This window comes from Pseudomonas sp. SID14000, assembly GCF_002165135.1.
Classification (GTDB): domain Bacteria; phylum Pseudomonadota; class Gammaproteobacteria; order Pseudomonadales; family Pseudomonadaceae; genus Aquipseudomonas.
This window is the reverse complement of the sequence record NZ_NFZQ01000010.1, coordinates 89,321-104,164: the sequence shown is the minus strand read 5'-3', so window position 1 is coordinate 104,164 and position 14,844 is coordinate 89,321. Positions and strand designations below refer to the sequence as shown.

General features: G+C 62.7%; 17 protein-coding genes. 8 read left to right on the top strand and 9 right to left on the bottom strand.

All coding sequences use genetic code 11. The features are described from left to right. Window positions 1-2: 2 nt before the first annotated feature. From CAY82_RS16430 to CAY82_RS16410, 5 genes are all read right to left on the bottom strand, one after another. Complete coding sequence (locus CAY82_RS16430) at window positions 3-200, bottom strand: hypothetical protein (protein WP_087502156.1); 198 nt, start codon at window positions 198-200, stop codon at window positions 3-5. Window positions 201-260: 60 nt separating this feature from the next. Further along, window positions 261-437 (bottom strand): general stress protein, encoded by a 177-nt coding sequence (locus CAY82_RS16425; RefSeq protein WP_003259933.1) that lies wholly within the window; start codon window positions 435-437, stop codon window positions 261-263. 148 nt (window positions 438-585) lie between these two features. Then, window positions 586-1,869, bottom strand: coding sequence for an NTP/NDP exchange transporter (locus CAY82_RS16420; protein WP_087502155.1), 1,284 nt, complete (start codon window positions 1,867-1,869; stop codon window positions 586-588). Between the two features lie 4 nt (window positions 1,870-1,873). Then, complete coding sequence (locus CAY82_RS16415) at window positions 1,874-2,782, bottom strand: aldo/keto reductase (RefSeq protein ID WP_087502154.1); 909 nt, start codon at window positions 2,780-2,782, stop codon at window positions 1,874-1,876. An 89-nt stretch (window positions 2,783-2,871) separates the two neighbouring features. Further along, on the bottom strand, window positions 2,872-3,735 hold the full coding sequence (locus tag CAY82_RS16410; protein WP_087502153.1) for a Dyp-type peroxidase: 864 nt from the start codon (window positions 3,733-3,735) through the stop codon (window positions 2,872-2,874). Window positions 3,736-3,919: 184 nt separating this feature from the next. Between CAY82_RS16410 and CAY82_RS16405 the strand changes: the two genes are divergently transcribed. After that, window positions 3,920-4,813 (top strand): bile acid:sodium symporter family protein, encoded by an 894-nt coding sequence (locus CAY82_RS16405; protein ID WP_087502152.1) that lies wholly within the window; start codon window positions 3,920-3,922, stop codon window positions 4,811-4,813. A 33-nt stretch (window positions 4,814-4,846) separates the two neighbouring features. Here the strand turns inward: CAY82_RS16405 and CAY82_RS16400 are convergent, their stop codons facing one another. After that, window positions 4,847-5,314, bottom strand: a complete 468-nt coding sequence (locus tag CAY82_RS16400) for a sterol desaturase family protein (protein ID WP_087502151.1) — start codon at window positions 5,312-5,314, stop codon at window positions 4,847-4,849. Window positions 5,315-5,710: 396 nt separating this feature from the next. Here CAY82_RS16400 and CAY82_RS16395 point away from each other — a divergent pair, with 396 nt between their 5' ends. After that, the gene (locus CAY82_RS16395) at window positions 5,711-6,424 is read left to right on the top strand and encodes an MgtC/SapB family protein (protein ID WP_087502150.1); all 714 of its coding nucleotides are present in this window, start codon (window positions 5,711-5,713) and stop codon (window positions 6,422-6,424) included. A 27-nt stretch (window positions 6,425-6,451) separates the two neighbouring features. Then, a complete protein-coding gene (locus CAY82_RS16390; protein ID WP_087502149.1) occupies window positions 6,452-6,961 on the top strand; it encodes a GNAT family N-acetyltransferase in 510 nt (169 codons plus the stop codon). Window positions 6,962-7,032: 71 nt separating this feature from the next. Here the strand turns inward: CAY82_RS16390 and CAY82_RS16385 are convergent, their stop codons facing one another. Beyond that, the gene (locus CAY82_RS16385) at window positions 7,033-8,601 is read right to left on the bottom strand and encodes a sensor domain-containing diguanylate cyclase (RefSeq protein ID WP_087502148.1); all 1,569 of its coding nucleotides are present in this window, start codon (window positions 8,599-8,601) and stop codon (window positions 7,033-7,035) included. Window positions 8,602-8,752: 151 nt separating this feature from the next. Between CAY82_RS16385 and CAY82_RS16380 the strand changes: the two genes are divergently transcribed. Then, window positions 8,753-9,253: a DUF4142 domain-containing protein gene (locus tag CAY82_RS16380; RefSeq protein WP_087502147.1), complete on the top strand. Its 501-nt coding sequence runs from the start codon at window positions 8,753-8,755 to the stop codon at window positions 9,251-9,253. Window positions 9,254-9,261: 8 nt separating this feature from the next. Continuing rightward, entirely contained in the window at window positions 9,262-9,513 is a 252-nt protein-coding gene (locus tag CAY82_RS16375; RefSeq protein ID WP_087502146.1) for a hypothetical protein, read from the top strand. 132 nt (window positions 9,514-9,645) lie between these two features. Here CAY82_RS16375 and CAY82_RS16370 read toward each other — a convergent pair whose 3' ends face one another. Next, window positions 9,646-10,638, bottom strand: coding sequence for a DNA-binding protein (locus CAY82_RS16370; RefSeq protein ID WP_087502145.1), 993 nt, complete (start codon window positions 10,636-10,638; stop codon window positions 9,646-9,648). A gap of 238 nt (window positions 10,639-10,876) precedes the next feature. On the opposite strand from CAY82_RS16370, the gene CAY82_RS16365 reads away from it, so the two are divergent. From CAY82_RS16365 to CAY82_RS16355, 3 genes are all read left to right on the top strand, one after another. Further along, window positions 10,877-11,482 (top strand): transcriptional regulator, encoded by a 606-nt coding sequence (locus CAY82_RS16365; RefSeq protein ID WP_087502144.1) that lies wholly within the window; start codon window positions 10,877-10,879, stop codon window positions 11,480-11,482. A gap of 127 nt (window positions 11,483-11,609) precedes the next feature. Next, window positions 11,610-12,611 (top strand): threonine/serine dehydratase, encoded by a 1,002-nt coding sequence (locus CAY82_RS16360; RefSeq protein WP_087502143.1) that lies wholly within the window; start codon window positions 11,610-11,612, stop codon window positions 12,609-12,611. Next, complete coding sequence (locus CAY82_RS16355) at window positions 12,608-13,555, top strand: ornithine cyclodeaminase family protein (protein ID WP_087502142.1); 948 nt, start codon at window positions 12,608-12,610, stop codon at window positions 13,553-13,555. Before CAY82_RS16360 ends, CAY82_RS16355 begins: the two co-directional genes overlap by 4 nt. Window positions 13,556-13,568: 13 nt before the next feature. On the opposite strand, the gene codA is transcribed toward CAY82_RS16355, so the two are convergent. Beyond that, a complete protein-coding gene (gene codA / locus CAY82_RS16350; protein ID WP_087502141.1) occupies window positions 13,569-14,810 on the bottom strand; it encodes a cytosine deaminase in 1,242 nt (413 codons plus the stop codon). Window positions 14,811-14,844: the final 34 nt, after the last annotated feature.

Genomic DNA, 14,844 nt, shown 5'->3' with positions numbered 1-14,844 from the left:
TTTTATTGGCTGGGTTTCTGGCCGGGCATCGGCTCAGGGTCTGGCGCAGGTTGTGGAGCAGGTCTGTCGTCGGGTTGCTGCATCTGCAGCGAGGGTTTGCTTTGGTCGGCATCCTTCGCCGGGTGGTCGTTGTCCCGGTCAAAACAGCCGCCCAGCAAGCCAAGCGTGCCCACCAGAGCTATCAGAGGGATCAATCGCATGGGGTTCTCCTTCTGTGCAAAATCGCAGTGCCCGATCACCCGGGCACTGCGTAGCCTCACTTACGAACGGCCGCCCTTGCGGCCCGATTCGCTGGTACGGCCACCACCGGATTGCTGGCCGCCCTTGCGCCCAGCTTCGGAGGCTTTTTCGCGGTCATTGGCAAAGTTGCCAGGGTTCTTGTTGCCACCCTGGCTGCCCTGCTGGTTGCCGGTGCGGCTGTTCTCTTTGTTGGCCATGGTCTTAAACCTCGTATGACTTCGGAATGCACGGCATTACCTGCCGTACACCTGTTGGGAGTTCGGCCATTTCGGTGGATTCGGTTTAATGCGAAGCGTTCGGACCAGTGGCATTAAATAAGCGACACCAGCATATTTGGCGCGCCTGTCAGTCGCGCGATGTGCTATCCAGGTGCGCGTGTCGCCTGCCCAGCCAACCTCCGGTCACGGCCCAGACCAAGGCAATCAGCGTACCGATCAGCATCGCCAGCTGGGGGTGCTCGCCCATCACGTCCAACCCCCGCTTGACCCAGCCGCTGAGCGCGTCGCCGCCGCGGTAGACCACAGTGTCGATGAAGTTCTTGGCCTTGTACTTGTCTTCGGCAGACAGCACGGTGAACAGCATCTCTCGCCCCGGCCGCACCAACGCATACTCACCGGCCCGGCGCACCACCATCACCACCACGAGCACCGCGAACACCGGGGCCAGTGCCAGCCACAGGAAACCGGCGGCCATCACCAGCGGAACCGCCACCAGCAGCACGCCCACCCCCAGCCGGCGGGCCAGGCGACCGGTGAGGAACACCTGGGTGAGGATGGCCAGGGCCTGTACCACGGTGTCGATCAGGCCGAACACCTGGGTTTGCCGAGTAGGCGCCGTGAAGGTTTCGCTGACGATGCGCGCCTGTTCGAAATACAGGAAGGTGCTGACACTGGCGAGCAACACCACGAACAGGGCAATGCCCAGCAGGTAGGGCGAGCGAAGTACGGCAGTGGCACCGGCAAACGGGTTGCCGCCCAATGGCCGGGACCCCGGCCGCTCGGCTTGGGTCGGCAGTGGATGGCGCGTTCGCCAGCATTGCAGAAACAGCGTCGCGCCGATGCTACCCAGCAGAAAAGCCCCGGCCAGCACCAGCAATCCAGCATGGCCTAGCGGCGCAACCAGCAGCGTGCCAAGGATGGGACCACTGAGCCCGCCCAGGCTGGCCCCGGCAGCCAGCAGGCCGAACAGGCGCTTGCCCTGCGCGGTAGAAAACAGGTCGGCGAGCACGCTCCAGGCCAGCGAGATGCTTAGCAAATTGAACACCGACAACCAGATATAGAAGGCTCGGGCCGTCCATGAGGCTTGCGGATAACGGGCAAACAGTACGGCGAACAGCAGCAGGTTGCTGGCGAAAAAGCCGTAGGTCCAGGGCAAAATGTGCCGCCGCTGCACCTTGGAGGCCAGCCAGCCAAACAACGGCAGGCACGCCAGGGTGGCGATGAAGGTGCCGGTGAACAGCCACTGCAGGTTGTCCACGCCGCCGGCAATGCCCATGGTTTCGCGCACTGGGCGCAACATGAAGTAGCCAGTGAACAACAGGTAGAACAGCAGCAGCCCGGCGACCACCGCTGGCTCTTCGCCGGGCTGGATGTTCAGCCCCTGGTCCAGGCGCCGCCGCCAGGCTGCCATGGTGTCAGGCAAACTGCTTGATCAGCGCCTGTTGCTGCGCCTGGGTCAGCAACGGCCCGAACCCGGCCTTGAGCTGGTCAAGTTGGCGCTCAGGCCGGCTGGTTGCGGGGATAACCGTGGTCACCGCCGGGTGGCTGATGGCGAACTTGAGAAACAGCTGCGCCCAGCTGCCGATACCCGCCTCTGCGGCCCAGCCGGGCAAGGCCTGGTCCTTTACCCGGGCGAACAGGCGGCCATCGTCGAATGCCCGGTTGATCAGCACGGCCACGCCCTTGTCCTGGCACAGCGGCAGCAGTTCGCGGGCGGCGTCGGGGGCATTGACCGAGTAGTTGATCTGGATGAAGTCCAGCGGTTCGCTGCGCACGATGCGGGCGACCTCGTCCTGGCCACTGTTCAGGTAATGGGTGATGCCGACATAGCGGGTCTTGCCCTGCTGCTTCAATTCGCGGGCATAGGGCAGCTGGGTCTGCCAGTCGCGCAGGTTGTGGATCTGCAGCAAGTCGACCTTGTCGGTACGCAGGCTCTTGAGGCTGCCGGCCCATTGCGCTTCGGCGTCTGCCCGGCTGTCGGCGGCGATCTTGGTGGCAATGAAGCACTGCCGGTGCCAGCCGCCCTCTTCCAGTAACTGGCCGAGAATGCTGTCGGCGCCGCCGTAGTTGGGCGAGGTGTCGATGACCCGGGCACCGCCTTCGAAGAACGCCTTCAGTACAACTTTCAGCTGCTGGTACTGGGCCGAGCCGGCTTCCACTTCAAAACTGCCGGAGGTACCGGCACCGATCACCGGCAGCGCTTCACCGGTGGTCGGCACTTTGCGGGTCAGCAAACCCACCGGGGCAGCGGCGTGCAACCAGGGGCTGGCGGCCAGCAAGCCCAAGGTGGCACCCGCGCGCAGGACGTCACGACGTGCATACATGGAAAAGCTCCCGTCATGAAGCGGAAACTTTCAAGGCTAGCTGCTGTGCTCCGCTGTAGCCGGTGTTTCTGTATCTGGATGTTTAGCGGTCAGGCCTGCAGCAGGTGGCTCAGGTCGGCACCGGCCTCGTTCATGGGTGGGCACCAGTAGTAACCACCGGTCAGTGGCCGGCTGAAGCGGTACAGGCCGTCGATGATGCCGTCCTCCAGGCCGCTCATGCGCCGCAGCTGCACTTCGAACGCATCGAAGCTGTAGCCCAGGGCCACGAAGGCCAGGCCTGCGCCACGGTGGTCTGCCCAGGCTACCGAGCGACGGACGATGAACGCTTCTGGGTCGAAGCTTTCCTGGGCCGTTCGCTTGACATGGGCGGACTCAGGGGCATCGTCGAGTTCTTCGTTGTCGCTCAGGCGGCGCCCGATGATGTTGTCCTGGTCGTCCTGGGGCAGCGACTTGAAGTACTCCAGGTCGTGCTTCCACAGCTGGAACGCGGCAAAGCTGGAACCGTCAGCGGCAATGGCCGCCTGCACGGCCTTTTCGTCCACCGGGTTTTCGGTCCCGTCTTCATAGCCGGTCAGGTCATGGCCGCCACGGTGCAGGAAACCGTCGACGCTATCGGCCAGGCGCAGGGCCGGTGCCAGCGCCAGCTCCAGGGCCTGGGCATGCAGCAGCAGGTCGCCGCGCTCGTTGCCACGCAGCCACAGCCACAAGGCGTGTTGGGTGCTGGGGTTCTCCACGGCAGCATCCAGCTGCGGAAAAGCGCGCAAGCCAGGTATTTCACGGCCCAGGGCCCTGGCCAGCGGGGCGCCAATACCCAGGATCAGCTGTTTGCCATCGACCTGCGGCAGCAAGGCATCCAGGGCGGCAGGCAGTGCCTCGGGCGATTGCAGGGTGAAGAACAGGTGACGGGCGTGGGCCGGCACCGGGGTGGCAAGCAGACCTTGCTGGAACGGCATGACAGGCTAATCCTCGGTTAAAACGGGAATGCTACTGCGCCCATAGGCCCACTGCAACGCGGCATGCAGCCTCGCTAGCCGCTGCGCTTGGTAACAAACGGTTACCAAGCGCTGGCGCTTTGCAATTAGCTATCAATCAGGGCCGACCTACACTCCTCGAGATCCTTCGCCCGAGAGACCGCTCATGACCGCCTCACCTTTGCTCACCGCCTTTCTGCCGCTGGCCCTGGGCATCATCATGCTCGGCCTCGGGTTATCGCTGACCTTGTCCGACTTCGCCCGCGTGGTGAAATACCCCAAGCCGGTGGTGGTAGGCCTGGTTTGCCAGATCCTGCTGTTGCCGCTGGTGTGCTTCCTGATCGCCAACGGTTTTGGCCTGGAGTCGGCCCTGGCAGTGGGGCTGATGCTGCTGGCCGCCTCGCCTGGCGGCACCACTGCCAACCTGTTCAGCCACCTGGCCCATGGCGATGTGGCGCTGAATATCACCCTGACGGCGGTCAACTCGCTGATCGCTATCCTGACCATGCCGCTGCTGGTGAACCTGTCGCTGAGCTGGTTCATGGCATCGGACCAGGCCATCCCGCTGCAGTTTGCCAAGGTGATGCAGGTGTTCGCCATCGTCCTGCTGCCGGTGGCGCTGGGCATGCTGATTCGCCGCTTCGCCCCCGCTTTCGCCGCACGCATGGAGAAGCCGATGAAACTGGTGGCCGCATTGTTCCTGGCGTTCACCATCGTCCTGGCCTTGGCCAAAGACTGGCAGACCGTGGTTGCGTACGCGCCGGTGGTGGGCCTGGCCGCGTTGCTGTTCAATCTGCTGAGCCTGGGCGTGGGCTATTGGGTGCCACGCCTGCTGAACATTCCCAAGCGCCAGGCGATTGCCATCGGCATGGAGATCGGCATCCACAACGGGACCTTGGCGATTGCCCTGGCGTTGAGCCCTTCGCTGCTGAACAACGCCACCATGGCGGTGCCGGCGGCGCTGTATAGCCTGATCATGTTCTTCACGGCGGCGGGGTTTGGCTGGTGGGTAAGCCGCGGGCATGTAGCGGCGCAGCCCAAGGGTGAAACAGTGAACTGAGGCAAGCACCCACAGGTCAGGTGCAAGCCCCTGTCACAACTGGCTGCGCTGACGCCGCAACTGCTGCTTCAGCACCTTCAACGGCGGTGCATAGAAAAAACCGAACGACACACTCCCCGTGCGCCCCTTCACCGCATGATGCAACCGGTGCGCACGGTGCAGACGCTTGAGGTAGCGGTTGACCGGTCGTGGCTTGCGTGGCCAGTGTCGGTGAAAGAAACCGTCGTGGGCCACGACATACAGTACGCCGTACGCCGCCACCCCGCCGCCCACCCACTGCAAGGGCGCATGCCCCCCCTTGCCCAGGGCCACCAGCACCGTGGCGATCAGCCCCAAGGCCACCAGATACAAATCATTTGTTTCGAGCATGCCCAGTTGCGGCTCATGGTGCGAGCGGTGCAGCCACCATCCCCAGCCATGCATGATGTACTTGTGAGCCAGCGTGCCAACGCCCTCCATGGCCACCAGGGTGCCGAACAGCACGGTTAGATTGAACAGCATGGAACGGTCCGGGTGATGGCAAAGGAAGGCGCAAGGGTACCGATTGCCCGTGTTTTTTTCCATGCAGGTGTGACCGATAGCAGGCCCGTTGCCGATCAAGCTATTGTCATGGTTTCGCCCTTGACCTGACCTGCCACGGGGCGTAAGGTCCGCGGCGCAATTTTGCATCCCTGACAGGAGACCTGCATTGGACAGTAGCCCCAGTTGCATGCGGCAGGCCCACGTGGCGCGCTAGTCCGGCAGTGTCCTGCACTGTCTGGCCGGCCTGGCAAGACAGTGGTTTCCAGTATTTCCCCTCTTCTTCCTCCCCCTTCGTGGTCCTGCGCATTTTCTGGTTTTTCAACCGCGCCAGCCGATGGCGTTCATGCGGGCATGTGCCCGTGGAAGAGGTTTGCTATGGATTGGAAAGTATTTCTGCTGCGTGTCAGCATCGCCCTGCTGCTGGGGGCGCTGATTGGCGCCGAACGTCAACTGCGCCAGCGCCTTACCGGGCTGCGCACCAATGCACTGGTCAGCACAGGTGCCTGCCTGTTCGTGCTGATGACCCAGGCGGTGCCAGGCATGGCGCCCACCGATGCGTCGCGTATCGCCGCATATGTGGTGTCGGGTATCGGCTTTCTTGGTGGCGGCGTGATCATGCGCGACGGGTTCAACGTACGTGGCCTGAACACCGCCGCCACTCTGTGGTGCACGGCTGCGGTCGGCGTGCTGTGTAGCCTGGGGCTGCTACTGGAAGCGACGCTGGGCAGCCTGGTGGTACTGTGCGCCAATATCCTGCTGCGCGACATTGCCCAGCGCCTGGACCGCCAGGAAGTGGTGCCGCCCAGTGAGGTGGAGCAACACTTCGAAGTGCGCATCGTTTGCCGAGCCGAGGACGAGATCCAGGTCCGCAGCCTGATGTTGCACAGCCTGGGCGACCCGCAGCTGCGCCTGCAGTCACTGCACAGCGAAGACCTGGCCAACCCCGCACGCCTGGAAGTACGCGCCGAACTGCTGGGCACCGCGCAGGCTCCGGCGCAACTGGAGCGGTTGGTCAGCCGGGTCAGCCTGGAGAAAGGCGTAAGCTCTGTGCGCTGGCAGTTGCAGCCGCAGGTGCTGACGGCAGACTAGGACGTACAATTTTAAAAGGACTGACTCATGCACATCCGCCCTACCCTTGAGCACGACATTCAATGGCTTCCGGACGTCGAGCGCTCGGCGGCCCAGGCCTTTACCGCCTGGCCGGCGCTGGCATGGCTGGCGCAGGGTGATGTGATGAACCGTGAGACACACCAGGCATTCGTCGACGCAGGCGGTAGCTGGGTGGCTGAGGCTCCGGATGGTCGTATTCTGGGGTTTGCATGTGCCCGGTTTGAGGACCAGGCGCTGCATCTTCATGAAGTTTCGGTGCGCCGGGAGGCCCAAGGGCAAGGTGTCGGCCGCAGGCTGCTGCAGCGGGTGGCTGATGCAGCGCGCCAGGCGGGGGCGCGGGAGCTGACCCTGACTACCTTTGCCGATGTGCCGTGGAATGCGCCGTTCTATGCGCGGCTTGGGTTCGAGGTGGTTGACGAGGGGCTGCTAAGTGCACGGCTGCGAGGCATTCTGGCCAGCGAGCTTGCCCATGGACTCACGGGGCGCTGCGCGATGCGCCTTTGTGTAGGGGCTTAGGCCGCAAGCCATGCGCAAACCCTGTGGAAGCCGGCTTGCCGGCGATCGGGTCGGTGCACACAACCGGGAAATCATTTTTCCACGCCCGCCACCAGACTCCCCGCCACACAATACCCATCCCGCCCCTGGCGCTTGGCCTGGTACAACGCCGCATCCGCCGCTGCCATCAGGCGTTCGGCCGTCACCCCCTCCCGTGCCAGGTCACCCACGGCAATCCCCGCACTGCACGACACCCGTCCCAGCGGGCTGCCCGCATGTTCCAGCAGTTGCCGACGCAACAGCTGCTGCACTTCCTGCACCAACAGCTCCGCCCCGCGGGTATCGGTATCGGGCAACAACAGTGTGAACTCCTCGCCCCCATAGCGCACAGCCAGATCGGCCGGCCGCTTCAATGCCTGTTTCAGCACCTCGGCGAAGCGCCGCAGGCACTGGTCACCCGCAGGGTGCCCGTAACGGTCGTTGTAGGCCTTGAAGTAGTCCAGGTCGAGCATTACCAGCGCCAACGGATAGCCCTGGCGCCGCGCCCGGCGCAACTCCGGCTCGAACACTGCATCCAGCCGCCGGCGGTTACCCAGGCCGGTCAGGCTGTCGGTCAGTGCCAGGGCTTTCAGGGTCTGGTGTGCCTGGTGCAGGGCCCGCTCGATGACAATACGCTCGCGCAACTGGCGTAGCACCACGCCCCCAAAGGCCGCCAGCCCCACCAGCAAAAGCAGCAATACCGATACCGACTTGATCGCATCTTGCCGCCAGGGCGCGACGATCGACTCCCGCGACAAGCCCGCCTCCACCACCAACGGGTAGCTGGACAGCGCGCGATAGCCATACAGCCGTGGCGTACCGTCCACTACCGCGACCGCCTCGGCTACCCCTTCCGTTGCATACGGCAGGTGGTTGCGGAAGATCTCACTGCTGCTCAGGCTGCGGCCCACCACCTGTTCGACGAACGGCCGCCGTACCAGGATGGTGCCATCACGCTTGGCCAGTACCAGTGCTCCACGTTCGTCGATCTTGAAGTCGCCGTAGTAACGCACGAACCACTCCACCTTGATGGTGCCCAGCAACACCCCGGCAAAGCTGCCATCGGCATATTCCAGGCGCCGTGAAATGGGGATGATCAGGTCGCCAGTGGAACGGCTGCGCACCACCGAGCCGATGTGCACCCCACGGTCGGTATGGTCGCGGTGGTAGATGAAGTAATCACGGTCGGCGTTGTTGGCGTTTGGCGGGACTACCGCCTGGTCGGTAACGATCCAGCTGCCATCCGGGCCATACACGAACAGCCCGTGCAACTGCGGCATGATGCGTTTCTGCTGGACCAGCAAGGTATGCAGGCGCGGCCGGTCGATATGCTCGAAACCGTCGCCTTCCAGGCGCTCGGCCAGCGCGGCAGTCATTGCATCCACCTGGCGTATGGCGTCTTCGGCATGCTGCGCCGTGGCTCGGGCCAGGTTGGTGACCATGTTCTCGGCATTGGTGAAGGCATGCCGGTAATCGCGCCAGATACGCCACCCTTCCACCACGACGAAGGCCAGCATCACCACCAGCATGAACGCCAGTACCTGACGGAACAGCGCCACGGCGCGGCCCTCGCCGGTTATCGCGAAAAGTCCGTCTTCATCCTGTTTCCTGGCTGCGCACATTGAATTCCCTGGCCATACCGCGTTCGCCGCCTTTCACTATAGTTCAACACCACCTGATCGAAGCCGACCAGGAAAAAGATTAAACCTTTGCCGCCCATGCCCCCTCAACCGTACGCGACACTGAGGTCGCGTACGGTTTAAGGAGTGAAGCATGAGCAGTCTCTTCATCAAGCGCGTCGGTTTTTCCATGGTGCTGGGCCTGGCATCGGTACACACACTGGCGGCGAGTTCCGATGACTTCGTCGAGGCGGCCACCGAAGCCGGCATTGCCGAAGTGGTCACCGGCAAGCTGGCTCTGCAAAAAAGCCAGAATACCGAGGTCAAGACTTTCGCCCAGCAGATGGTCACTGACCACACCCAGGCCAACCAGAAACTCGGCGACATCGCCCGCAAACTGGACATTTCCGTGCCCGATGAGGCGGCAATAACCGACAAGATCAAGAAAATGATCCTGGAATGGCGGGATGAGTCGTTTGACAAGTCCTACGTCAACAACCAGATCGATGCCCACCAAAAGGCCGTGGAGCTGTTCAAGGAGGAAGCGGCCTCGTCAGACAAGGCTGAGCTCAAGGCCTTTGCGAGCGAAACCCTGCCCAAGCTCGAACAGCATCTGGAGCACGCCAAGGCGCTTCAGGCCAAACACGGCAAGTGAGGCTCGCCATGAGTAACGATGCATTGAGAGCCGAAGTGCTGACCCGTCTGCTGCACGCGCACCCTCAGGGGCTGGGCAAGGAAGTGCTGGACAACTACCGCGGGGAAAAGGCGGTGGCCGGCATGCTCAAGACCTTGCAGGAGGCTGGATTGATCCAGGATGGCAGCGTGGCGGTAAGCAGCGATCACCAGATCAGCGTGAACTACCCGATCAAGCTTTCGGCTGCGGGTGTGGAGGCGGCAAGGCAAGCCGAGGTCTGAGCGCGCGTGCCCTTGCAGGAACAGCCTTGTGCTGCGAAAAGGCCCGTACCGACAGTGCATAGCGAGCGGTTGCCTGTACCGACCTCTTCGCAGCACACGGCCGCTCCTGCAAAGACCGCGTTTGTCTTTGGCTTACTGCGCCGCAGTTGCGGCAGACAACTGCGACTGGCACAGCTGCAATGCCTCGTCTCGCGCCTTGAGCTGCTCTTCAAGCTGCTGCAACTGGCGGGCCTGCTCTGTGCACAAGTCACGCCTGGCCTCCAGGCTCTGTGCCTGTACCTCCAGTTGCCGACGCATCTCCTCGCTGGCGCCCTGCGCCTGGGCCAGGATCGTGCGCAAGCCCTGGATCTGTGCATCGCGCTGTTCCAGCAATTCATCCTGCGCCCTGCAGGTGCTGGCGGCCTGGCGATGCTCGCCTAGCAAGCGCTCGTTGTCGCGGTGCAGGCGGGTCAACTCATCCTGCTTGACGATCATGCCCTGCTGCAATTGACGCACTTCCACTTGCAACTGTTGCAATTGCGCTTCGTGACGGCGTTGTTCCTGTTCACGCTGTTCGCGGCTGGCGTTGCGGTAGTGCTCCAGCGCGTCGCGGGCATGGCGGTGCTTGTCTTCCAGTGATTTTACCTGCTCGTCCTTGTCGGCCAGGCGCACCTGCAGCTCGCCCAGTGACTGGTTGAGACTGGCACTGCGCAACTGCTCGGCTTGCAGTGTGCTTTGGGTGGAAAGCAGTTTTTCCGATTCGCCAGCCAGTGCAGCTGCGTCGATCTGATGCTGCTGATGCGCCGCAGCCAATGCCTGCTGGGCAATCGCCAGCTGTGCTTCCAGTTGCTCGCGCTGTCGAGTGAAGGTGCTTTCGGCCTGTTCGATCTTCACGTCGGCTTCGTCCTGCAACTGGGTTGCCAGTTGCCCGACCATTCGGCTCAGCACGTCGCTCAGTGCAATACCGCCCTCGGAAGCCACAGGCTGCTGGCCGTTCAACTCTTTCAGGTAACGGTGAATCGTGGTCTTGGAACCGGTATTGCCCAGTTCGATACGTATGGCATCGATGCTGGGATTCTCGCCCCGGGCAATAAGCGCCTGACGCGCCTGCTGCACTACAACCTTGTTTATACCGCCCCGGGCCATGCTTGCTCCTACGATTTCGTACCGTGTTATGTACCATGTAATTACATACCAATTATGGATACAAGCACCTGTCCCTGTAAACGTTTACTGAGATGTAATAAACACGGCTTATCGCATGTGAGATGGGAAACGGGCTGTTTTAGCCCCGGGCAAATGTACCGGCCCTGCCTGTAACCGCCTTGTGCCAGTTACGCTTTGCCGCCACCATGGGCGTCCAGCACCCGATCACCGACAGAAAATGACCCTGGAAAACTACAAGGCAATTGCCGACAGCATCGCACTGCTGCTGTACCCACACGCAGAAGTCATCGTTCATGAACTGCGCAGCCAGACCGTCGTGCACATCGCCAACAATTTCTCCCAGCGCAAACTGGGCGATGACTCGGCGATCGATCAGGAACTGGGGGATCTGCTCAACGGTGCCAACCTGGGCCCCTACGAGAAGCTGAACTGGAATGGCCAGAAGATCCGTTCCATCAGTACCGTGCTGCGCAACCAGGACGGTGAAGCCGAGCACCTGCTGTGCATCAATCTGAATGTGTCAGTGCTGGAGCAGGCCCGCGCAGCGCTGGATGCGTTCTTCCAGATGAGCCGGCTGGTACCGCAACCAGATTCGCTGTTCCGCAACGACTGGCAGGAACGCATCAACACCTTCCTGCATGCCTGGCTGCAGGAGCGAAATCTGTCATTGCAGACGTTGCGGATAAAAGATAAGCGCAGCCTTGTGCAGGCACTGCATGCCGAGGGCGCGTTCGAGGGGCGCAGCGGCGCCGACTACGTCGCCAATGTGCTCAACATGGGCCGGGCCACAGTGTACAAGTACCTCAAGGAATTCCGGGCCTAGGCGCACCCTTTAGTCCACAACGCTGGCGACCAGTGTGGGGCGCCGACGGTTGGGCTCGCTCTCTTGTCACGAATGTATTAATAGTCTACGGTGGACTCATTTTCCATATCTAGACAGGAGTGCAGTCATGTCAGCCGCCACAGGTTCCCCCACCATTGTCGATGCCCATTACCTCGATGCGCTATACGAAGCGATCAAGGATGCCCATGTGGCGCTGCGCCCGGCCGTCGACATCACCCCGCTGACCTACAGTGCCCGGTTGTCGGCAATGAGCGGCTGCAATGTGCTGCTCAAGTGCGAACACCTGCAGCACACCGGCTCGTTCAAGTTTCGTGGGGCCAGCAACAAAATCCGTCTGTTGCCGGTCGATCAACACCAGCAGGGGGTGATTGCTGCCTCGTCCGGCAACCATGGGCAAGCGCTGGCGCTGGCGGGTAAGCGGGCTGGCGTACCCGTTACTGTTTACACCACCACTTCCGCCTCTGCGTACAAGGTGCAAGCCATGCGTGCACTGGACGCAGAAGTGATCTGCCTGCCCACCGACCCGCTGAGCGCAGAACTGGAGGCAGCCAGGCAGGCCAAGGCCCAGGGCAAACCGTTCGTGTCGCCCTACAACGACCCGCAAGTCATCGCGGGCCAGGGCACCATCGGCATCGAGCTGTTCGAGCAGGCGCCAGAGCTGGACGCCGTGTTCGTTGCCGTGGGCGGTGGCGGAATGATTGCCGGTATCGCTGCCGCCTTGCGGGTACTCAAACCTGGCACCGACATCATCGGTTGCTGGCCAGAAAATGACCCGGCCCTACAGCAGTCGCTCAAGGCCGGCAAAATCATCGATGTGGAAGCCACGGACACGCTGTCCGATGGCACGGCCGGCGGTGTCGAGCCTGGCAGCATCACCCTCCCGCTGTGCCAGGCACTGCTGACCGATACCGTGCTGGTCAGCGAGGCAGAAATCAGGGCCGCCATGCGCGATATCGCCAGCAGTGAACGCTGGATCATCGAAGGTGCCGCCGCCGTTGCGGTCGCCGGCATGCAAAAGCTTGCCGAGCGCTACCGCGACAAACGCGTCGCGGTAATCCTTTGTGGTCGCAATATCCTGCTGGACAAGTTCCTTGAGGCTGTCCAATGAAGGTCTTCAGCAAAGCACAGATCATCGCCAGCCTGGACCCGGAGGTGGCGGTACGCTGCCTGGAACAAGGCTTCATCGCCTACTCCGAGGGCAAGGCGCAAGTCCCGCCAGTCCAGGGCTTTGCCTTCCCTGGAGCCAACGGTGACTGCTGCGTGAAGTCAGCCTATATAGAGGGCAGCGCCACCTTCACGGTCAAGCTCTCTACCGGCTTCTATGACAACCCGTCCAAGGGCTTGCCCAGCAACGATGGTTTGATGCTGGTGCTGTCTGCACTCACCGGGCAACCGCTGGCCCTGCTGCAGGACGAGGGCTGGCTGACCTGTATGCGCACAGCCCTGGCCGGGCGTATCGCTGCGCGGTTGCTGGCACCGGCGCAGGTCACCGCCATTGGCATCCTGGGTACCGGCATGCAGGCGCGGATGCAGCTTGAACAGTTGGGCACGGTTACCGACTGCCGCCGGGTCGTTGTCTGGGGTCGCCATGACAGCGGGCTTGCCGCCTATAGCGCATTTGCCCGTGAGCTGGGTTACCAGGTGGGGACCACGCATGACCCCGCAGAGGTCGCCGCCGCGGCAAACCTGATCGTCTGCACGACCCCGTCCCGGCAGCAGCTGTTGCGCAACGAGTGGGTCCAGCCCGGCACGCACATCACCGCTGTCGGTGCCGATGCACCAGGCAAGCAGGAGCTGGAACCGGCGCTGGTGGCCAGGGCAGATCGCATCATCGTCGACTCGTTGGCCCAATGCAGCCAGTACGGCGAGGTTGCCCACGCCTTGAACAGCGGCCGGATCGACGCCAACCAGCTGATCGAACTGGGTACGCTGCTGGCTGGCCGCGCCAAGGGGCGTGAGCATGATGACCAGATCACCCTGGCGGACCTGACCGGTGTAGCCGTACAGGATGCGCAGATCTCAAGCTGCGCCCTGGCTGGGATGGCGGCCTGAGAGCACGCCGGCGTCAGGCAAAGCGTTGCACCTGCGCCGGCCTACGCTGCATCAGCATCTTACCGTTGCGTACCGACACCAGCGCATGCCCCTGGCTGCGCACCATCTCGTAATCGTCCGGCGCCGACAGCAGCAACAGGTTCGCCGGCCGCCCCACCTCGATGCCGTAGCGCTCGCCCAGGTTCAGGGTGCGGGCGCTGTTGTCGGTGATCAGGTCCAGGCAGCGCTGCAGGTCTTCGTAGCCAAGCATGTGGCAGATGTGCAGGCCAGCCTCGAGAATGCGCAGGATGTTGCCGTTGCCCAGTGGGTACCAAGGGTCGACGATGGAGTCCTGGCCAAAACACACGTTCATCCCGGCGCGATCGATCTCGGCCACGCGTGTGACGCCACGGCGTTTCGGGTAGTTGTCGAAACGCCCTTGCAGGTGAATGCTCTCGGTCGGGCAGGACACGAAATTGATACCCGACTGCTTGAGCAGGCGAAACAGCTTGTAGCAGTAAGCATTGTCGTATGAGCCCATGGCCACGGTATGGCTGGCTGTCACCCGGGCGCCCATGTCGCGCACCCGGGCCTCTTCGGCCAACACTTCGAGGAAGCGTGACTGCGGGTCGTCGGTCTCGTCGCAATGCACGTCCACCAGGCAACCGGTACGCTCGGCCAGGTCCATCAGAAACTTGACCGACGACACGCCCTGGTCACGGGTGTTCTCGAAATGCGGAATACCACCTACCACATCGGCACCAATGGCAACCGCTTCGCTCATGAGCGCCCGGCCATTGGCGTACGACTCGATACCCTCCTGGGGGAAGGCGACGATCTGCAGGTCCACCAGGTGGCGCACTTCGTCACGCACTTCGACCATGGCCTTGAGTGCGGTAAGGGTGGGATCGGTGACATCGACATGGGTGCGCACATGCTGGATGCCATGGTCCACCAACATACCGATGGTCTTTTTCGCGCGACTCTTGATGTCGTCGTGGGTGGTGATTGCCTTGCGCTCGGCCCAGCGCTCGATGCCTTCGAACAGGGTGCCGCTCATGTTCCACCTCGGCTCGCCAGCGGTCAGCGTGGCGTCCAGGTGGATGTGCGGTTCGATAAAGGGCGCCACCACCAGGTTCTGCCCGGCATCCAGGTCATCGGCAGCGCGAGGCGCCACTCCTTCGGCCTGGGGCACGATGGCGGCAATACGCTCGCCGCTCAGTTCGATGCGGAACAGGCCAGGCTTGCCGCGCAGGCGTGCGTTGATGATGTTCATGATGCTTCTCCCTGGGCTTTGCTGATGGCCCTAC